This window comes from Rubritalea squalenifaciens DSM 18772, from assembly GCF_900141815.1.
Classification (GTDB): Bacteria; Verrucomicrobiota; Verrucomicrobiia; order Verrucomicrobiales; family Akkermansiaceae; genus Rubritalea; species Rubritalea squalenifaciens.
The window spans coordinates 839,785-859,982 of the sequence record NZ_FQYR01000003.1; the positions used below are offsets into that span (position 1 = coordinate 839,785).

Sequence of the window (20,198 nt, forward strand, 5' to 3'; positions counted from 1 at the left end):
GGGCATTTCCTAACCTGCGCTCAGCTAACTGCGCTCTCGATACGTACCCTTGGACTATCGATCAAGAACTTTATTGAGAAAGAGTCTCAATAAGAAAATCGCATGGTCAAATATTGACCTTTCTTCGATGCCAAGCCTTGGAGACTACACCATCAGCGGGACCAAAGAGCCAGGCTAAGATAAACAAAGCAAGGCCAGCCACAACCGTGGCCGCACTCTGGCTACCGTTGATCCAAACGTTAATGTAGATACCTGCCACAGAGGCAATCAAGGCGTGAAGCCCAGCCAGCACGAGTAGAAGCTTCATCGAATGCGTGCACAGATAAGCGGTAGCCCCTGGCAGAATAAGCAGAGCAATCACCAGGATGGCTCCCACAGCCTGAAAGGCTGCTACGACCACGACTGACAAAAATCCCATAAGGCAATAGTGCACGATAGCGGGCCTGTATCCAAACGAGGCTGCGAGACCGGAATCAAAAGAGGTCAAAAGAAGTACACGGTAAAAAACAGCCACCAAGAGTAATGTAAGTAGGCACACCACCGTCATGGTCACGATTGGTTCTGGCACAGTATAGCCCAAGACGACAGGTCCATCGTAGTTCAGCACATCACCGATCTGCCCCTCCAAGATGCATTGTGCATCCAGATGGATTTTCTTCAGATAAACATTAAGCATCACGACCCCCAAGGCAAACAGACTGGTAAACGCGATACCGATAGCAGAATCCTGTTTAATCCGTGTCCGTCGGTGGATTTGCTCAATGATCACCGTGACGAGTAGGCCGGCAAAAGCCGCTCCGATCAGCAGCCAGGGTGAGGCCAAATCACCGACAAACATGAAGGCGATAACGATCCCTGGCAGCACGCTATGGCTGATTGCATCGCCTACCAGCGACATCCGCCTCATCACCAGAAACGCACCCAGCTGTGAGCACGGAAGAGCAACAAGGAAGCACATCAGAGCCAACCAGACAGCTCCTATCCCAAAATAGTCCCATGGCATGGTCCAATATTCACTCATCCTCCGTACCCCGTTTCTTGTTTCGTAGTTCTTGAGCCCTCCAGCTGCACATCTCGAGTCACAACAGGAATTGGTTTACCGTGAGGATCGAGCTGAGGAAAATCCAACTCACGCTCAAGCTTCCTGACAGTTTCAGCACCCAGCAAATGCTCTATCACCTCAGCATCATCATGCACGTGATCCTCTTCATAATCGGCCAAATTGGTCAGGTAAAGTTCCCAAAGTCGGTGGTTACGTACGATTTCCGCAGCTCTCCTCCACCCTGTTGGGGTGAGATAAATAGCACTCTTTCCCTCTTCATAGGTCGCCTCTCCAGATTTCACGAGAAGCTTTGCCTGTTTCATGGCATCCTCCAAGGGGCAACGTCTCACTTCAGCAAGCACAGCAATACTAATTCCGCTATCTGAGAATCCCTCGACCTCCAGCTGTTTATAAATGGCTTTAAGGATATTTTCACGTAAAACACGTTGCCTTCCACGTAGGTGGCGAATCAACTTGGACAGGATGCCATGCTTTGGCGCAAAGAAGTACACAAGCCCAAACACAAAGGCTCCAGTTAGTGAGATGACAGGCCCTGGTGCCAAGCCACTCCGCTGAGAAGAAACATACCACCCCACAGTGCAAGCAATGCACCCGAAGATTACCGAGTAGATCATCATCCGCTCCAAACGGTCCGTCAAAAGATAGGCTGTAGCCGCCGGTGTGATCAGCATGGCGGATACGAGTACCACTCCCACAGCCTGCAGGGCAACAACCACAGAAAAGGTCAGCAGACCAAAGAAAATAAAATTGAGGATTTTTACTGGATAGCCAAGCCCAACCGCAAATCCTTCATCAAAGCTGAGCACCTGGAACGGTCTAAGTAAAAGCAGGATCGCGACTGTCACCAAGACGGCCGCAGCAAACATCAACCACAAGTCCGTGGAGTCGATGGTCGAGAGATTGCCAAACAAGAAGCTCTTCACCCCACTCTGCTGCTTGGTGGAATTCCACAGAAGGCCAATACCAAAAAAGGAGGCCAACACGATTCCCAGTGCGGCATCATCCTTCACACGTGTGGTCTGAACGATCGCCCGAACCATCATAACCCCAAGTAGGCCAGCCACCAGTGCACAGCCAAAGATCAGATATAAATTCTTCTCCTCACTCCACATGAAGCCGGCAACAACACCTGGGAAAACCGCATGTGATAGAGCATCCCCCACTAAAGCCACGCGACGAACCACCACGTAACTCCCCAAAAGCCCGCAAGACACCCCCACACAGAGAGCCGCCAGCAAGGCGGCCTGTGCAGCAGTCATCGTAGATGTGGCTAACAGCAATTCGTTCATCAAGGTTTGAGATTGTGTTTCGCCTCGGGATTGCGCGCCGCCTTTTCAGCCATCTCCGAGAGAACGGTCAGACGACCTCCATAGGTCTTATGAAGAAGCTCACTGGTAAATACTTCTTCGGTCGTGCCGCAGGCGACCAATCTCATGTTGAGAAGGATGAGCCTGTCAAAATACTCCTGGGCAGACTGCAGGTCATGATGGACGACCAGCACAGTTTTCCCCCTCTCTCGCATTTCCTGGAGCAGAGTAATGATAGCAGCTTCCGTAGCAGCATCCACACCGGCAAACGGCTCATCCATAAAGTAGAGGTCGCTGTCTTGAGCCAAGGCGCGAGCTAGGAAAACCCGCTGTTGCTGACCACCACTCAAGTTGCCGATCTGACGCTTGGCATATGGCAGCATGCCTACCTTATCCAAAGCCTCGCTTGCGATCAGCTTTTCCTTTTTACCGGCACGGCGGAAAAGACCAAGTTTGCCATACGTTCCCATCAGGGCAACATCCATCACAGTGACCGGGAAGTCCCAGTCTACGCTCTCACGCTGCGGCACGTAGCCGACACGGTGCAAGTTCTCTTTCAGAGGCTTGCCAAAGACCTTCACCCAGCCACCTGAACTGGGCACCACTCCCATGATGGATTTGATAAAGGTGGATTTACCGGCCCCATTGGGACCGATAATCCCTACTAACGAGCCTTCCGGCACTGAAACGTCGATACCGTAAAGGACTGGACGCTTGTGGTACGTCACAGTGAGGTCATGTGTCTCGAGTGCCGGAATGTCGTTCATCATTGGAGTTAGAATTTTACGGTGAAACCGCTAAAGACATTGAAGTCTTGTGCGGCGTCATTCAAGCCTAGTACAGCACCTGCATCCAGCTGGAAAAATTCAGATACAGCATAAGTGATGCCACCACTTGCATAAGCCTCATAGGAATGATCGCCTGCTACACCGAGATACTCGCCGTAGACCCCCCACTTGTCAGTCAGTGAGTAGCCTGCGACGAAGGTATGAGAAAGCTCTACGTCATAGTCTTCATCCTCATCATCCCAGTTGTATCCGAACTCAAGCTGAGCTCCAACACCGAGACGGTCGTTCACTTCGTAAGCGTAAGGAAGAATCAATCCACCTTCCCATTTGTCGTTACTAAGGTCTGTACCAGTTGGCACCTTGATGTATGGGAATAAGGCAAAAGCAGTCTTCCCCCCATCGTTCCCCCAAAGGTTGTACTTGAGGCGAATGGTAAGATCGCTGGCTCCGTCTGTTGTTTCAGTGTCTCCACCTTCCCTGACTCGCTCTTCAGCGTAAGGAGCGAACACAAACTGAATGTCTGCATTGTCAGAGATACCATACTTCAGATTTGTCTCTCCCCAGGTCCAGGCCTCGAAGCCATAATCCTTGGCGTAATCCACCACACTTGTTTCGACCTGCCAGTGACCTTTATCGACTGTGATTGGGCTCTCAGTCGCGTCTGGACGGTCAGCAGCCAGATCTCTGAGAGTCGTGACTCCCGGGTTGATCAGTTCGCTTTCACCGGCAAGCGCCACGCCGCTCACCAACAACATTCCTGTTACTACGTTTTTCATAAAATCTATACTTGCTTGTTCTTCGATTACTTGAGGCCTTCAACGATGGTGTTGATATTGTGTTTCTGCATGCCGATGTAGGTGCCACGGTCATACTTCTCACCATTCACCTCGACTACATCTCCGACTTTTCCCATCGCATCGGAGAAAAGCTCCTCGGCACTAAGTTGGACGCCTGAGCGAGAGGCTACGGTTTCGAGCCCTTTTTGATTCACACTGCTCTCAGGGAAGATCGTCTTCAGTCCTCGCTCTTTGATGAAACTCACGAGGTCATCGACATCCTTTACACTAGATGCGTGGTCCGTGGATACTCCCTGCAAGCCCTTCACTTCGAAATCAAACGCTGAGCCAAAGTAGAAGAAGGCATCATGGCTCGTTACCAAAACTCTCTGGTTCTCCGGAATTTCGCTCACTCGAGCCTTAGCCCAGGCTTTAAGGTCCAAGAGCTCTTTCTGATACGCTTCACCACGCTTCTTGAACTCTTCTGCATGTTCGGGAAGGTGCTTGCTCAGACCCTCTACGACTACAGGTACAGTCTCGGCCCAGAGCTCAGGATCGCCCCAAACATGTGGATCCGCATAGCCCATATAATCATCCTGAGGCTTGATTAGGGAATCTTTGCTAATACCATCGGTAACCGCGTACACATTTCCTTTTTCAGCACGACGCTCAAGCCCTTCTTGCACGTGACCTTCAAGATGCAGACCTGAATAGAAGATGACATCAGCCGAGTTCATCGCAGCAACATCTTTAGCAGTCTGTTCGTAACTGTGAGGATCCACACCCTCTTTCATCATGCCGTAGACCTCTACTTTGTCTCCACCTATGATCTTTACCATATCAGTCACCATGGTAGACGTAGCCACTACCTTTGCCTTACCTGACTCTTGCCAGACGGCATTGCTACCCTCTTTCGAGCAGCTTACTAAGCCCATTGCCGCTGCGACAAGGGAGCCAATCAGTTTGTATCGTTTCTTCATATGCGCTGGATTTAGCCAAGACTAATTTTATCGTCAACACCTAATTTAGCTTAGGCTAATTTTATTATCCACGCAATAGAGAGACACATGATAATTGTCACTGAGCGAACTTGACACTTGAATCTATCCGCATCCCCTCCAAGTTCTGCTTAAGAACATGAGTGCGCTGGAATTTCATCCAATCGAAGAAATCATCGCTGACATAGCAGATGGTAAAATAGTCATCGTAGCTGACGATCCTGACCGAGAAAACGAAGCTGACCTGATCTGTGCCGGATCATTGGCCACCAAGGACACGATCGCCTTTATGGCGACTCATGGACGTGGCTTGATCTGTGCCCCTATTACTGAGCAGCAGGCTGAGCATCTGGATCTCCCCCAGATGAGTCGCCGCAATACCGAGGCTCTCAGGACAGCCTTCACAGTTTCTGTGGATGCAGCCCATGGTATCACCACAGGCATCTCAGCAGCTGACCGCGCTCGTGCCGTCCAAATTCTAGCGGATCACAATTCTCAACCAACTGACCTCGTTAAGCCTGGCCACATCTTCCCGCTCCAGGCAGTCAAAGGTGGAGTCCTGCGTCGTGCAGGTCACACAGAGGCCGCAGTGGATCTTGCCCGCTTGGCAGGTCTTCCACCTGCCGGTGTCATCTGTGAGATCATGAATGAAAATGGTGAGATGGCCCGTGTCGGTGATCTCGGCGACTATCAGCAAGAGCATGGCCTGAAAGCCTGCACCATCGCACAACTCATCGCTTACCGCCGTAAATCTGAGAAGCTCGTTACCTGCTCAGAAGTCATCAAGCTCCCTACTGACTTTGGTGAGTTCGACTGCCACTTATATGAAATCGAAACTGACGACTCCCACCATCTGGCACTGGTACGCGGCGACATCGATCCGGAAACACCCACTCTCGTGAGGGTCCACTCGGAGTGCCTAACTGGAGATGTCTTTATGTCGAGACGTTGTGACTGTGGCGGTCAGCTCCATCAGGCTCTTGAGCACATTGCCAACGAAGGAGGAGTCCTGCTCTACCTCAGACAAGAAGGTCGCGGTATTGGTCTCCCTGCCAAAATCCACGCTTATAAGTTACAAGAGCAAGGCTACGACACGATTGAAGCCAATGAGAAGCTCGGCTACGGCGCCGACCTACGCGACTATGGCATGGGTGCCCAAATCCTACACGACTTGGGAGTACGCCAAATCCGACTTCTAACCAACAATCCGAAGAAGATGATCGGTCTGACTGGCTATGGATTGGAAATAGTTGAACAATTACCTATCAAGCAGGACGCTAATCCTGACAACGAGAAGTACCTCCAGACGAAGAAAGACCGTATGGGGCACAAACTCTAAGACTCTACTCATTTATCATGCCTAAAAAAACAGCAGCGAAAAAAGCCAAACCCACAAAGAAGCCTTGGGAAAAGTCCATGCCCAAAGCTCAATTTGAACTCATGCGCGACATCCTCGCCGCTCCTAGCCCAATCGGCCTGGAGTCCGCGATGTCCTATGGAGTGATCAAACCAGAATTTGAAAAGTGGATGCCCAAGTCATGGGCGATTCACCAGTTCAAGGGAAATGCCGGCCTCGTCATCGACACCCACCCAGGTGAAGACGATCGCACTTCCGTGATGATCATCGGCCACGCTGACAAGATCCGCATGCAGGTGCGCAACATCGACAACGATGGCAAGATCTGGATCAATACAGATTCCTTCCTCCCCTGCACACTGGTTGGTCATGAAGTAAAGCTCTTCAGCCAAGATCCCAAGGACCCTTCCAAATACAATATCATTGAAGGTGGAACCATCGAGGCTCTCGGTGCGATCCACTTCTCAGAGCCAGCCCAACGCACTGGCGACAAAGGCTTGAAGCCGGAGATGATGTATCTCGAGCTGCAGATGCACGGCGAAAAACGTAAGGAGCGCATCGAGGAACTTGGCATTCGTGCTGGCGACCCAATCATCCTAGACCGCCCTATCAAGCACGGCTTCTCAGAAGATTCTTTCTACGGTGCTTACCTCGATAACGGTCTGGGTTGCTTCGTGGTCACTGAGATCGCCAAGATTCTCGCTAAATCCAAGCTTAAGAACCTGCGCGTGCTCTACACCATCGCGACTCACGAGGAAATCGGCCGCTTCGGCTCCGCAGCGATTGCTGGCGAGTTCAAGCCAGACATCCTGATTGGTTCCGATGTAAACCACGACTACGACGCAGCTCCAGGCATCGCAGCGAAACGCATGAACAAGATGACCATGGGTGAAGGCTTCACGATCACCAAAGGTTCTGTCACCAGTGATTATGTCAACAGCCTCATCGAGAAAGTCTGCAAGAAAGAAGGCATTCCGTACCAGATGGACTTCGCGGGCCGTGACACAGGTACAGACGCGATGGCTGCCGCACTTGCCGGCTTTGACTCTGCCTCCACTTCGATTGGCTTCCCGATCCGTAACATGCACACCATTTCTGAAACAGGGCACACTAGTGACGTCATTGGAGCTGTCCATGCCATGGTCGCTCTCTTCAGGGAAATGGACAAGATGAACCGCGGCAAAGGTATTACCCGAGACGACCTAAAAAACACCCACCCTCGTCTCGACCAGGCCAAGTCACTGTAAGTATCTGACTAGATTAAACGAATCTACCAAAGCCCAGAGAGCTTATCTCTGGGCTTTTTTTCATTTGGCCGCGTAAATAGGCATCAAGGGCGCTTATAAACATCATTTGTTCAATTTTTGACAGCAGCACTAACTTCCCACCCGAATCAGATTCATAGATAAGGATAGGAGTATTTCATACCCAACCACAAATTATGAAGAAACTCCTTATCACATGTACGACAACATCCATCCTTGCAGCTTCTGCTCATGCCGCAGTCATGCTCGAGCAATGGAACTTTGACGACTCAGCTGGAACCGGGCTAGCCAATGTCTCCAACACAGGATCTGTAGGAACCGCGTGGAATTTCAACCTTGCCGGCCAGCCTGGCGAAGGAGCTACAGACGGCACAGGTAACCTTGTTCTCGGAGCCAATACCGATGCAGGTAGTTCTACTATTTCATCTGACTACACTCGCAAAGCTACATTCTCCAGCAGCGTCACAACAGGAGCCTATACTTTTGAATATAGCCTCTCTAACTGGGACCTCAATGACACAGCAGGAGCCGACGCTATTGCCGGGCAAGAAGGGTTCACTCTTAAGATCGATGATGGTGCTGGCAACCAGATTAACCTGATCACAGCCTTAACAGGAGCTGACAACAATGTAAGAGTACGCCACGCTACGAACGGAACAGTTAGTGGCACTGCCGCCCAGAGCACTATTGGTCTCTCAGGCAGCACTTTGGTTGTACGAGTTGAAGGAAACCTCGATGATGGTACTTTCACTACTTCATATGACACAGGCAGTGGTTTCAACACACTCATTGCTGACGGCACAGGCCTCAACAGCATTGGTGAAATCATTCTATCCATTGAAGGAGACCAAGGTGGATGGTCTAGCACGGACAGCATGTCTGTAGACTACATCCAGCTTGAAGCGATCCCAGAGCCCTCCTCCACCGCTCTCATCGGCCTGGCTGGTCTTGGATTTATCCTGCGTCGCCGCCGCTAAGCTTTCGCTCATACACAATCAATTTGTGTTTCATCAGAAACGGTGGGCGTGATCTGCGTCCACCGTTTTTTACACCCTCAGATCAGAACAAGTGATCTTCTTTTGACGACTTGAAGCATTTGAGGGTAATCTATCACACACTGTATCCCAATTTAGTTAATGTCCTCACCGAATGAAGTCATGGAAGATCCATATGTGGCTACCTCTGAAAAACCACGAACAGATCCCCATTCCGGCAAACTGAGCAAGAAGGAAAAAATTGCCTATGGCGTAGGGTCATCCAATGACGCTTGGGGAAATTGGCTGTTACCTGGTATTGTTTGGCCCGTTTTCAATGCCTACTTGGGAGTCGCCACCCACCTGATCAGTATCGCCCTGATGTTCAACCGTCTGTTCGATGCCATCTCGGATCCTCTGTTTGGCTGGGCCTCAGATAATGCGCGAACCAAATGGGGGCGACGCCGACCATTTATCCTAGTGGGTTCAGTACTCTCAGGCATCGGCATGATGGCCTTTTTCTGGCTTATCCAACCGGACTGGCACGAAAAGGTCTATTTCTGGTACCTCCTGCTGAGTTCCGGAATATTAATCACCTTAGTCAGTTGCTTCAACATGCCCTATCAAAGTCTGGGCGCGGAGATGACTCCCGACTACGAAGAGCGAACGTCAGTCTTCGCATACCGTGGAGGATTTCAGAAGTTAGCAGAGATTGGAAACTTTGGAGCAGCAGCCTTCATCACCCTCTCGATTTTCAATGGTGACATTCTCTGGGGATCAAAAATTTTTGGGACCATCATTGGCACCTTGATGATTCTTTCAGGATGCTCAGTTTTCTTTGGCACCAAGGAGCGTTACTACGCCAACGTGACTCGAAAGCCTTCAAATAAAGTGGGCATCATTGAAGCCTATTCCGGAGCCCTGAAGTGTAAGCCTTTCAGAACACAGCTCGCAATGGCCGTCACCTACGGCACCTGTACCAGCATGATTGGCACACTCGGTTTCTACACCACTGTCTTCTATGTCTGCGGAGGTGACTGGGCTTTAGGGGGTAAATGGAACCTCGCGATGGGCGCTTCCATGGTACTCGTTGGCTTTGCCGGCATCCCCTTTTTCTCAAAGATTGCACACATGGCTGGCAAGCGAAGCGCAATGATTCTCGTCCTCTTTCTCTCTATCATCGCTTACGCATCAACATGGTTCCTCTACAACCCCAACTACCCATATCTGCAACTGATCACGTCAGGCTTCAATGCCTTTACCATGGCTGGCTTCTGGATGCTCTACGGCGCTATCGGTGCTGACGTGATCGACTATGATGAATTAGAAACCGGCAAAAGGCGTGAGGGTGCATTCACGGCCTGCGGATCCTTCTTCATGAAAATTGGTCTCGCCATTGGTATTGGCGCCCCTGGTTTCATCTTGAAGTGGATTGGCTTTGATGAAGCCCTTGGCGGCAATCAAGCTGAGAATACACTCGTGATGATGCGGATATTCTTAGCAGCCATACCGATTGCCGGACTGCTCGTAGCTCTAGTATTCCTGCTTCGCTTCCAACTCACCAAAGCGAAATCAGAAGAAATCCGCACCAAACTTGAAGAAAGGCGCGGATATATCGACTAGCATTTTATCTAACGACTAATCAGTTCAGTCCTTGAACAGAGGTGACCGGTACTCATTACGATATTCCTGAGGAGACATCCCTATCTCCCGTTTAAAGGCATGACTCAGATTGGAGCTGTTACTGTAGCCACATTCTACAGCAATCGCTTCAATCTTGGTATCTGTCTGAGACAGTTGATTCTTAGCGTAGTCCAAACGAATTTTACGTAGGATTGATGCTGGCGAATCTTTTAAATGCCGCTTAAAAGCTTTCTCCAGACCACGCTTGGAGAAGCCCGAATGCTCATACACATCGTCCAGGACGAGTCCATTCTTGAAGTCTCTGCGCATGATAGCCAATGCCTTGGCAACCGCAGGATGCTCAACAGCGAGCATTTCAGTACTACGTCTATCGATGACACCTTTGACTGGTATTGTGAGCACAGGCTCATTCTCATCGATCTCACCATCTAACAGCCTACCTAATTGCTTCGCCGCCATATACCCCAACTCCACCAGATTCGTATCGATTGAAGACAGTGGAACCACCGAGCACTCACAGAGAAAGTCGATATTATCAACCCCCAATACCGCCACCTCATCAGGCACGGAAATGCCCGCATTCACACAAGCCTCGATAGTACTCACTCCCAAGTTGTCTTGACCCGTAAATACACCAATGGGCCGCGGCAACTGTTTAATTTGGTTGGTGATATTATCAATATACAACTTCCAGTCATGGATCACTTCAGCATCAGGTTGCTTGAGTACATGGATGGCATCGTCACTCACTCCAGCCTGCCTCAATGTTTCCAGAAAGGATGATTTACGTATCTGGTTGATGGAGACATCAGCCCACGAAAAGTAGGCGAAATTTTTGTAGCCCCTCTTAAGAAAGTGATTCGCAGCTCTGCGGCCGATTTGATCATTATCCACGACAACTCGAGGGATAGTCTGTGGTATATCTCTCAGCGTGATATCCACCTTGGGCATATCTAATGATAAGATAAAATCCGCTAGAGTATCGCCATAACATGTAATCACTCCATCACCGCTCCAGTTTTCAGGAATCGTTCGATCAGAGAATAGATACGGAGATAAGTGCCAATTGTGCTCCGCACAGTATTGAGCAATGCCTTTGTAAATCCGGCTATCGTACCAATCAAAAGCTACTAGGATTGTACGGTAATTCCCATTAGTGTCCTTGTTTGATGGAGCCATAACTGAAGTCTAATCTGTTATAGTTTAGGCATCAAGAATTTTGGGCGCTTTTTCATGACATAGTTGATAAAAAGCACTAAAGTATACACTACCCAGCCTATTGATGTGAGCTAGACTGAGATGCTATCACAATTTCTCCCCCTACAAACATTACTGGGTTCATAGACAACAGACACACTCATGCCAAAAACTCACAACAGCATTCCATTTCTTACTGCTCTGGTAGCAAGCACTCTATTCTCAACTTTCGCTACAGCTGAAAAGAAGGCTGCCACTATCACCGTCTACCCTGACGAAGTAATTGCCAAGACAGTTCCTAACAGACTATTGGGCACAAATATCGGACTATGGTACACAAACGACCAGCTAGGCGAACTCGCAGTCAACGGCGATTTCAAGAACTGGAAACCTGGCATCATCCGTATACCTGGGGGTTCCTGGTCAGATGAATATTTCTGGAATGGTAATGGCGTACGAACAAGCGATGGCTTTAATCAGCATAAGGCGGGCCCCCAAGGATGGCAGATTGACTTCTCTGAATACAAACCTGGATTTCGGATCAATCACGACAACACGCTACACGACTTCCACGGAAACACGGATGTCCTCTCACTCCATCAGTTTATCCAAAAGCAAGGAACGGATGGTATTGTAACCGTCAATGCTGGTACAGGCTCAGCCAAGCTAGCCGCTGAATGGGTGCGTTGGGCAAATATCACCAATCAGTTTAATGTAAAATACTGGGAGATTGGAAACGAGCTGGAAGGGTCCTGGGAAGCAGGCAACACCCGACCAGATGGCTCTAAGATGGACGCTAAGAAGTATGCACAGATTTACCTGGAGTTCGCCAAAGCCATGAAGGCGGTTGACCCCACCATCAAAATCGGCGGTCCTACTAGCGCAAGTGATTCTATTCCCTACGTCGAAGAGCTACTCAAAACTGCAGGAGAACAAGTCGACTTTATTTCCTTTCACACTTATCCCGTCGACGGACGCACAAAAGAACTTTCTGCCATCATGGACCAAGCGTCCAGATTGTCTGGCGCTGTGGAGAAAACGAGAGCTTGGATTAGAGAGTATCAACCTAAACGCGCCGATGAGATCGAGATAGGTATTACTGAGTGGCACATTCAAGTACACGAAACGGACAACACCTGTAACATCATCAGCGCGCTATGGTCAGCCAAGTTCATAGGCGAGATGTTTGCCAACCGAGTCGATTTCGCAAACCAGTGGGATGTTTTTTCGACCACCGACCACGGTGGCCATGGTCTATTCGATCCAGAAAGCCTCCAGCTCCCGAGAGGCGCCTACTGGGCATTCTGGCTGTGGTCTAACAAGCTAGGGAAACAGCTGGTAAGATCAGAGCTTACTGGATCCAGAGATGTCATTTGCTACGCCACGATGAAGGACGGCAAGCCAGCTCTTCTACTCATCAATCAATCGCGAGAAAACTACGTCCCCACTATCATCCACACCAAAGGAAACAGCTTCGATTCAGCAAGTAGCACAGAAATATCCTATCGAAACTATGTGTGGGATCCATACAAGCAAGCCCCTGTCTGGAGTGTGCGACCTCAGGATAAGAGCGTCGAAGCACAGGGAACTAGTGTATCTCTTACCCTCTCCCCCCTCTCAGCCACTGTCGTAAATCTTGGCACCAGCAGTAACAAGATATCAGCAGCTACTACCTCAGCCACTCCTGACATCCTACTTCCCTCCAATCATCCTTCTGATTTAAATTTGGAGACACTTCTCCTCTTAAAATCAGAAGACTCCCAGCTGCCATTTCTCGGTGAAGAGCAAACAGTTCATATTAACATCCAGGGTCCACTGAAGGCTTCCCAAGCCAAGATCAAAATGGACCAACCAGCTAGCCAAATCACTCTTATCCCGACAGGCCCTGGCGTAGCCAAGATCACACTCACCTGTGGTGAGACCAGCACTACCAAATCAATTTTGATCCAAGACGTCAAAGTAGCGAAAAAGGTTCTCTGGACATACCCTGACAAGGGTCAAGTAGAAGCGATGAAGAGTCACTTCCAATCATTGCACAACCGATCTGAAGCTCGGCGCAATGAAGATGTACTTGAGATCAAGCTAGACCATATCCAGCCACGAAACAAACAGAACTACTTGCTCCAAATCAATCCCCTCAAGGTGGATTTTAACAAATCAAGCATCGCCGGGGTCACCTCCTGGGTTCAAGTCTCAGACAGTCTCAAAAATGCTCCTCCCGGTGCAACTCTGCAAATCGTGATGCAAAGTGAAACCAATCACTGGATGTTACTCAAAGAGATTCCGCTCAGGGATTTGAGCAACAAAGAAGGTCAGCCCTCAATTATCGAAGCAATCACCAATGACCCGGATATGCTCAAAGCCATGTCCCATGCCTACTCTCTCATCTATTTGGTCAAGTCGCCCGTTAAACTAGAGGGAAGCATCTACATTGATGACCTAGGATTTATCACAAGAAACAACAGCTAATCTAATGCAAATAAAAGCCATACTAACAGTCATCGCTTTATTGATATCTTCTTCGCTTCAAGGCAAGGAGAAGCCCAACATACTATTCATTCTTGCCGATGACCTCGGCTATATGGATCTCTCTTGTACCGGCAGCCAAGTCTACGAAACGCCTAACATTGACCAGCTAGTCAAAGACGGCATGATTTTCAATAACGCGTACGCATCGCATCCGCGCTGTGTACCTTCCCGTTATTCCATCTTCAGCGGCAGAATTCCAGGCCATGACGGTGTACCGGGGTTTGAGGATCGCAAAGCATCCAAACACACGCTTCCCTTCTCGCGTGTAACCTGGGGGGAATTGCTCAAAGGTGCCGGCTACTCCACTGGTTACATAGGCAAATGGCACTTGGGTAAGAAAGGCGGTGAACCAGACAAACAAGGTTTTACCGATAGCCGCATTGCCAATTCTGCTGGCGCACCTCCATCCTACTTCTACCCTTTCCACGAAAGCCGAACCCCAGGTCACGGTAAGGAGAAGTTTCTCCATGTTCAAGGGACCAAAGATGAGTACCTCACCGACAGGCTTACTGAGGAAGCTCTGGATTTCATCGAGAAAAACCAAGAGCAGCCATTTGCCCTCGTTCTAGCCCACTATGCTGTTCATACGCCTCTAGAAGCGCCAGAACCTACTGTTCAGAAATACAGCAAGAAGATCGCCAAAATGGGCCTGGAAGTCACTGAAGGCAGAAATGACAAGGACTTCGTCACTGTCGGTAACGGCTCCTCAAAGACCGTCCAGAATAACCCTACCTACGCAGCCATGATTGAGCATATGGATAGAGGAGTTGGCAAAATCAGGGCCAGACTCGATGAACTCGGTATTGCTGACAACACCGTAATCGTCTTCACCTCAGATCACGGCGGCCTATCAACACGTTCGAAAGATAACAAACGCCCGATTGCCACCACGAATCTCCCCTACCGTTGCGGGAAAGGTTGGCTTTATGAAGGGGGTGTACGTGTCCCTCACATTGTCGTGTGGCCCGGCAAGGTGAAACCAAGCTCCAAATCCAACCAGCAAACGCTTGGTGCAGACCATTATCAGTCTATCCTCGATATTGCGGGCATCACCAAACCTAAAGATGTTGATATTGACGGCGGTTCCTATGTTCCCGCCCTACTCGGTAAGGATGAGCAACGCAGCCCACTCTTTTTCCACTCTCCACTAGGTAGACCTACACAGACAGGAGATCATGCTGCATCGGCTCTAATCGTCGGCGATTGGAAAATTTTTCAAGTTCACGAAACTGGACAAACCGAGCTCTATAACCTGAAAGAAGACCCAGGTGAAAAGAATGACCTCTCACATTCTAACAAAGATAAATTTCAGCAGATGGCTGTGGAACTGAGCAAATACAAGAAGCAATACAAGACAAAGCAGCGCTACGGAAAAGAAAGCTCAAAAAACTAACAATCAAAACCATGATCAAAAAATTCCTTAAACTATCATCCATAAGTCTTCTCATCGCATCTCCCGCCCTGGCTGCAGATCGCCCGAACATTCTGTTCATTGCTGTGGATGACCTTAAACCGCTCCTCAGCTGCTACGGTGACCCTATCGCAAAAACTCCCAACTTTGATCGTCTAGCAGAGCGTAGTATCGTTTTCACAAACAGTCACTGCAATCAGGCTGTCTGTGGACCCTCTCGCGCTAGCTTATTGACTGGCCTGAGACCAGATCGAACCAAAGTACACGACCTCAAAACGAAAACTCGCGAGGTCACCCCTTGGGTCGTCACCCTACCGGAACAACTGAAGAATAATGGCTACACGACCGCTGGTGTGGGTAAAATTTATGACCCTAGATCTGTCGACAAAAAATCCGATGCACCATCCTGGTCGCGCCCATTCATTTTACACAATCTGAAATACAACAGTGATTTTCCAGAACCTGTACTCGGTACCTATCAAGGTAAACAGCAACACGAAGCTCTGGAAAAAATCGAAGCCAGCGGCACCAAGGGCTATGGCCCCACCAGAAAAAAGCTAGAAGCCCAAGAACTACACCGCGTCACTGAAGCTGAAGATGTGGCAGACGATGCCTACTCAGATGGCGCGATTGCTCGCCATGGAGTCGAGCTCATTCGCGAGTTATCAGGCAAGGACAAGCCATTCTTTGTCGCGGTCGGCTTCAAGAAACCACACCTTCCTTTCATTGCCCCTAAGAAATACTGGGATCTCTATGAGCGTGAATCTCTACCTTTGGCTGAATTCCAGAAGAAAGCCTCCGATTCACCAGAGTACGCCTACCATGACTCGAACGAATTACGCAGCTACGCTGGAATTCCTGCGGAGGGAGACATTCCTGAAGACCTTCAGCGCGAGCTGATCCACGGATACTACGCCTGCGTGTCGTACATCGACACACAGCTCGGTTTACTTTTGGATGAACTCGATAAGCAATCATTGACTGACAAGACTGTGATTGTTCTCTGGGGAGATCACGGCTGGCATCTAGGCGATCACGGGATTTGGTGTAAACATACCAATTATGAGCAAGCCACACGTTCTCCACTATTCATTTCGGTCCCATCAATAAAAACTAAGGGAACGAACGCTTCCCCCGTTGAGTTCATCGATATTTACCCGACACTCTGCGAACTATCATCCACGCCAGCACCGGCGAACTTAGACGGAAGGTCTTTGGTGCCTGTGCTTGAAGGGAAAGAAAAAGCTATCCGGGACTATGCCGTGAGTCAGTTTGGACGGGGTAAGCGAATGGGCTATGGACTGCGCGGTACCCGATATCGTTATGTTGTGTGGTGTAAGATGAATCAAGGCGGCACACCTGTAGATAGTATCAACAGCAAGGTAGATGAGGAACTTTACGACTACCAAACGGATCCTCTGGAAACCAAGAACCTCGCTGCAGATCCAGCGCAAGCTGAAGTCCTGAAGAAATTCCGAGACTATACCAACGAATTCCTCAGTGAACAACAGAAGCGCATCTCACAAGAGCCAAAGTAACCAGAACCCTGAAGCAGAGTATGCTCAAAACAATTTACAAAACTTTGTCGCTGGTGGTAGCAGCTACCATGTCTGCTACAGCTGCGGACAAGCCGAATATTCTATTCATCTGTGTTGATGACTTGAAACCGACGCTCGGCAGCTATGGTGACAAGTATGCGATTACACCGAATATTGATAAACTAGCCGCTCAGGGTGTCGTCTTCACCAATGCCCATGCGAATCAGGCAGTCTGTGGTCCATCCCGCTGCTCCGTCTTTTCGTCACTGAGGCCCGACCGCACCAAAGTTCACGACCTCAAGACTGACTTCTTAGCAGTCTCTCCATGGGTAATCACTTTGCCTGAGCATCTCAAAAAGCATGGCTACTCTACCGCGGGTTCAGGTAAACTATTCCATGGAGGAAAATCTGATGGAGCCCTGGAGAAACGTGCCTGGGATCTCACAACAGCTACAGACAGCCTTCCCTATGCTGAAGGTTTCAGCCCACCTGCACTTCATTACCAAGGACCTGCTCAGCAGGAACTTTTCAAGAACCTGCGTGAGAAAAACAAACAAACTCTCCGCTATGGACAAATGGTGAAAGCACTAAAGTCTAACCAACTGAATCCATCTACTGAGTGCTTGGATATTCCGGATGCAGCCTATGCTGACGGTGCTCTCGCTCTAGAGACTCTGAAATACATTGATACGTTAAGTAAAAATGAGGCTCCCTTCTTCGTAGCAGTGGGTTTCAAGAAGCCACACCTTCCCTTCGCCGCTCCTAAAAAATACTGGGACATGTACAAACGCGAAGAAGTCCCGATGCCTAAGTACACCAAGGCTCCGGGTGGAGCACCAGCTTATGCCCTTAGCAGCTGGGGGGAACTAAGAAACTACGCTGATATTCCAGCAGAGGGCGACCTAGCTGAGACTAAGCAGCGCGAACTCGTCCATGGCTATTACGCATGCACATCCTATACTGATGCCCAGATCGGAGTTTTGTTAGATGGACTACAAGCAAGAGGTTTGAAAAAAAATACCATCATTGTTCTGTGGGGAGACCATGGATGGCATCTTGGAGACCACGGAATCTGGTGCAAACACACCAACTACGAACAGGCGACACGCACACCACTCATCTTCAGTGGCCCTGGCGTAACATCCGGACACCGGACAGATTCCCCTACGGAACTTATCGACATCTTTCCTACCCTGTGCGGCCTTGCGGGTGTCGAGATGATAGCCAACACAGACGGAATCGACCTCAGCCCCATACTACAGGGCCAAGAGAAAGACTTGAGAGATGTGGCTATCAGCAGTTACCCACGTTGGAAAGGCATGGGCTATACCATGCGAGACAAGCGCTATCGCTATACAGTATGGGTAGATAACAAAGAGCCCATGATACCATTCGCAACGCTACGCGATGTGATGGATGAAGAACTGTACGATTACGATACAGATCCACTTGAAACCAAGAATTTAGCCAAGGCCCCCTCTCAAGCTGAGCGGATGGAAACATTCCGTAAGCGCATGGATCAGCACCTTAGGGAGCAAGCACGGAAAATCGCAGCTCAGTCAAACTAGACAGTAAACACACACGGACAGGGCTACTCACACTGTGCGCATATGCACAACATGAATATGAGTAATAGCATTCGTTAATCCTTCTAATCACGGGCAGGAATTCCAATGCTAAAGACTCACACTCTATCACAACCCAACTTTGAATATGTTCAGACGACTTTATCTCATCTTAGCGGTCACCTTTCTGGGGCTGCCTATGATAGCTCAGGCGGAAGAGCCTGAAAAAAAGCGACCTAATATCCTCTTCCTGATCACTGATGACCAATTCAAACATCACATGAACTGGATGCCTGAAGGCAAAGGAAAAAACCTCACCCCGCACACGGATGCCCTAGCGGCCCAAGCAACCATCCTCGATCAACAATACGTCACATCGCCTGTTTGCACACCGAGTCGCTTCTCCTCCCTGACAGGCCTCTACCCGAGCCGCAGCAAGGCTGAGGCCTTTCTTAGCAGGCAAAATGAACTTGGTGGACAGACCTCCGTGGAGTGGAACACCTTCATCACTGAGGGAATGCCAACTCTGCCTAAACTACTTCAAAAGTCAGGATACCGCACTGGCATCGTCGGCAAGAATCATGTGGTTGAGGTAAAAGGCATGGAAAAGCCTAAGTGGCTTGCCAAGGCTGATGACCCAGAAATGCTGGCAGTACTCAAGCGTAACAACGAAAAACAAATCAAAGCCATTCATGAGGCTGGTTTCGACTATGGTGCCAGTCTTTATTACGACAACCCGGACTTCATCGGCGTCAAAGCTCTCGCCTCGCACAATTTAGACTGGATCGCCAAAGGTGCTCTCGACTTTTTAGACTCGGAAGATGATCGACCATTTTTCCTCTATTGTGCTGTCACGATTCCACATGGTCCAGGCGAAGAATCACGCTCTTGGAATGCCGATCCCAGAATCACTGCCGAGGGCATGCTCGACAAGCCGTTGAATGTAATGCCGGCACGCGAAACGATCCCAGCTAGACTCAGAGAAGCGGGAATCAAAGACAACTCCAGAGCAAACCTGCTTTGGCTCGATGACATGGTGGGTACACTTGTCAAGAAGCTGGAGCAAACTGGAGAGCTCGAAAACACTGTCATTCTGTATTTCAACGACCATGGTCAGAAGGCCAAAGGAACGATCTACCAAGGCGGAGTACATTCAGAAGCGTTCATCTCACGACCAGGTGGATTCCCTGTAGGCTCACGCACCAAAGTTAAAGTATCGAACATCGACTTCGCACCGACTTTGCTCGACATTGCTGGGGCCGATTATGCTGATGTCGATTTTGACGGTGTCTCCTTCCTCCCGCTCCTAGAGAATAAAACTACAGATGTTCATGATGCACTGTTCTTCGAACTAGGTTTTGTTAGAGGGATTATTAAAGGTGACTACAAGTATATTGCCCTCCGCTACCCTGCCAGCATTGAAAACATGCCATTGGCGAAGAGAAAGCGCATCCTTGAGCGCTTCAATAACAACCAAAAGCGCAGGGAAAGGCCGGTCTACACGACTGACCCTACTACCCCATTCTCCCATGTTCAGACGATCCCTGGCGGAGGAGATGCCGAGCACATGTCCATCGATAAGTACCCAGCATTCCATGACAAAGACCAACTTTACAATCTGGCCAATGATCCCAATGAGCAAAAGAACCTAGCCAAGGATCCTGAACATGCTGCCAAGCTTGCAGAAATGAAGCAGCTCCTCTCCGACCACTTGAAAAAGATGCCAGGGTCCTTTGGCGAATTTACCGCCGAATAAGCCCTGCTACTTCCAGCCCCCCACTCACCT

Annotated in this window: 15 protein-coding genes; 9 read left to right on the plus strand and 6 right to left on the minus strand. The window is 49.5% G+C overall.

The features are described 5' to 3' along the window. Positions 1-106 precede the first annotated feature (106 nt). The 5 genes from BUB27_RS08955 to BUB27_RS08975 are packed head-to-tail and all read right to left on the minus strand — an operon-like array spanning position 107 to position 4,914. A complete protein-coding gene (locus tag BUB27_RS08955; RefSeq protein ID WP_200797095.1) occupies positions 107-1,021 on the minus strand; it encodes a metal ABC transporter permease in 915 nt (304 codons plus the stop codon). Continuing rightward, positions 1,018-2,352, minus strand: a complete 1,335-nt coding sequence (locus BUB27_RS08960) for a metal ABC transporter permease (protein ID WP_143183733.1) — start codon at positions 2,350-2,352, stop codon at positions 1,018-1,020. Before BUB27_RS08960 ends, BUB27_RS08955 begins: the two co-directional genes overlap by 4 nt. Beyond that, positions 2,352-3,140, minus strand: coding sequence for a metal ABC transporter ATP-binding protein (locus BUB27_RS08965; protein WP_143183468.1), 789 nt, complete (start codon positions 3,138-3,140; stop codon positions 2,352-2,354). The genes BUB27_RS08960 and BUB27_RS08965 overlap by 1 nt, the downstream gene beginning before the upstream one ends. 5 nt (positions 3,141-3,145) lie before the next feature. Further along, on the minus strand, positions 3,146-3,934 hold the full coding sequence (locus BUB27_RS08970; protein ID WP_143183469.1) for a transporter: 789 nt from the start codon (positions 3,932-3,934) through the stop codon (positions 3,146-3,148). A 26-nt stretch (positions 3,935-3,960) separates the two neighbouring features. Then, the gene (locus BUB27_RS08975; RefSeq protein WP_143183470.1) at positions 3,961-4,914 is read right to left on the minus strand and encodes a metal ABC transporter solute-binding protein, Zn/Mn family; all 954 of its coding nucleotides are present in this window, start codon (positions 4,912-4,914) and stop codon (positions 3,961-3,963) included. Positions 4,915-5,071: 157 nt separating this feature from the next. On the opposite strand from BUB27_RS08975, the gene BUB27_RS08980 reads away from it, so the two are divergent. The 4 genes from BUB27_RS08980 (at position 5,072) to BUB27_RS08995 (ending at position 10,151) form a co-directional block, all read left to right on the plus strand. Next, positions 5,072-6,271: a bifunctional 3,4-dihydroxy-2-butanone-4-phosphate synthase/GTP cyclohydrolase II gene (locus BUB27_RS08980; protein ID WP_143183471.1), complete on the plus strand. Its 1,200-nt coding sequence runs from the start codon at positions 5,072-5,074 to the stop codon at positions 6,269-6,271. Between the two features lie 17 nt (positions 6,272-6,288). Further along, on the plus strand, positions 6,289-7,536 hold the full coding sequence (locus tag BUB27_RS08985; RefSeq protein ID WP_234991720.1) for a M28 family peptidase: 1,248 nt from the start codon (positions 6,289-6,291) through the stop codon (positions 7,534-7,536). Positions 7,537-7,730: 194 nt separating this feature from the next. Further along, positions 7,731-8,531 (plus strand): PEP-CTERM sorting domain-containing protein, encoded by an 801-nt coding sequence (locus BUB27_RS08990; protein ID WP_143183472.1) that lies wholly within the window; start codon positions 7,731-7,733, stop codon positions 8,529-8,531. Positions 8,532-8,711: 180 nt separating this feature from the next. Next, entirely contained in the window at positions 8,712-10,151 is a 1,440-nt protein-coding gene (locus tag BUB27_RS08995; protein ID WP_159434885.1) for an MFS transporter, read from the plus strand. Between the two features lie 24 nt (positions 10,152-10,175). On the opposite strand, the gene BUB27_RS09000 is transcribed toward BUB27_RS08995, so the two are convergent. Continuing rightward, a complete protein-coding gene (locus tag BUB27_RS09000; RefSeq protein ID WP_143183474.1) occupies positions 10,176-11,351 on the minus strand; it encodes an AraC family transcriptional regulator in 1,176 nt (391 codons plus the stop codon). 180 nt (positions 11,352-11,531) lie between these two features. Here BUB27_RS09000 and BUB27_RS09005 point away from each other — a divergent pair, with 180 nt between their 5' ends. The 5 genes from BUB27_RS09005 to BUB27_RS09025 all read left to right on the plus strand — a co-directional run bounded on the left by BUB27_RS09005 (position 11,532) and on the right by BUB27_RS09025 (position 20,168). After that, positions 11,532-13,838 (plus strand): GH39 family glycosyl hydrolase, encoded by a 2,307-nt coding sequence (locus BUB27_RS09005; protein ID WP_143183475.1) that lies wholly within the window; start codon positions 11,532-11,534, stop codon positions 13,836-13,838. A gap of 4 nt (positions 13,839-13,842) precedes the next feature. Continuing rightward, positions 13,843-15,291 (plus strand): sulfatase, encoded by a 1,449-nt coding sequence (locus BUB27_RS09010; RefSeq protein WP_143183476.1) that lies wholly within the window; start codon positions 13,843-13,845, stop codon positions 15,289-15,291. A gap of 11 nt (positions 15,292-15,302) precedes the next feature. Then, positions 15,303-16,847 carry a sulfatase gene (locus tag BUB27_RS09015; RefSeq protein ID WP_143183477.1) on the plus strand — a complete coding sequence of 515 codons (1,545 nt, stop codon included), beginning with the start codon at positions 15,303-15,305 and terminating at the stop codon, positions 16,845-16,847. Between the two features lie 20 nt (positions 16,848-16,867). Then, entirely contained in the window at positions 16,868-18,415 is a 1,548-nt protein-coding gene (locus tag BUB27_RS09020; protein WP_143183478.1) for a sulfatase, read from the plus strand. A 145-nt stretch (positions 18,416-18,560) separates the two neighbouring features. Then, positions 18,561-20,168, plus strand: coding sequence for a sulfatase family protein (locus tag BUB27_RS09025; protein WP_143183479.1), 1,608 nt, complete (start codon positions 18,561-18,563; stop codon positions 20,166-20,168). Positions 20,169-20,198 lie beyond the last annotated feature (30 nt).

Bases quoted from the DNA above. Each gene is read 5' to 3' on its own strand.
- BUB27_RS08965 (WP_143183468.1), bottom strand. From the start codon at position 3,140: ATGATGAACGACATTCCGGCACTCGAGACACATGACCTCACTGTGACG.
- BUB27_RS08985 (WP_234991720.1), top strand. From the start codon at position 6,289: ATGCCTAAAAAAACAGCAGCGAAAAAAGCCAAACCCACAAAGAAGCCT.
- BUB27_RS08980 (WP_143183471.1), top strand. From the start codon at position 5,072: ATGAGTGCGCTGGAATTTCATCCAATCGAAGAAATCATCGCTGACATA.
- BUB27_RS08990 (WP_143183472.1), top strand. From the start codon at position 7,731: ATGAAGAAACTCCTTATCACATGTACGACAACATCCATCCTTGCAGCT.
- BUB27_RS09025 (WP_143183479.1), top strand. From the start codon at position 18,561: ATGTTCAGACGACTTTATCTCATCTTAGCGGTCACCTTTCTGGGGCTG.
- BUB27_RS09010 (WP_143183476.1), top strand. From the start codon at position 13,843: ATGCAAATAAAAGCCATACTAACAGTCATCGCTTTATTGATATCTTCT.
- BUB27_RS09000 (WP_143183474.1), bottom strand. From the start codon at position 11,351: ATGGCTCCATCAAACAAGGACACTAATGGGAATTACCGTACAATCCTA.
- BUB27_RS09015 (WP_143183477.1), top strand. From the start codon at position 15,303: ATGATCAAAAAATTCCTTAAACTATCATCCATAAGTCTTCTCATCGCA.
- BUB27_RS08995 (WP_159434885.1), top strand. From the start codon at position 8,712: ATGGAAGATCCATATGTGGCTACCTCTGAAAAACCACGAACAGATCCC.
- BUB27_RS09005 (WP_143183475.1), top strand. From the start codon at position 11,532: ATGCCAAAAACTCACAACAGCATTCCATTTCTTACTGCTCTGGTAGCA.
- BUB27_RS09020 (WP_143183478.1), top strand. From the start codon at position 16,868: ATGCTCAAAACAATTTACAAAACTTTGTCGCTGGTGGTAGCAGCTACC.
- BUB27_RS08970 (WP_143183469.1), bottom strand. From the start codon at position 3,934: ATGAAAAACGTAGTAACAGGAATGTTGTTGGTGAGCGGCGTGGCGCTT.
- BUB27_RS08975 (WP_143183470.1), bottom strand. From the start codon at position 4,914: ATGAAGAAACGATACAAACTGATTGGCTCCCTTGTCGCAGCGGCAATG.
- BUB27_RS08955 (WP_200797095.1), bottom strand. From the start codon at position 1,021: ATGAGTGAATATTGGACCATGCCATGGGACTATTTTGGGATAGGAGCT.
- BUB27_RS08960 (WP_143183733.1), bottom strand. From the start codon at position 2,352: ATGAACGAATTGCTGTTAGCCACATCTACGATGACTGCTGCACAGGCC.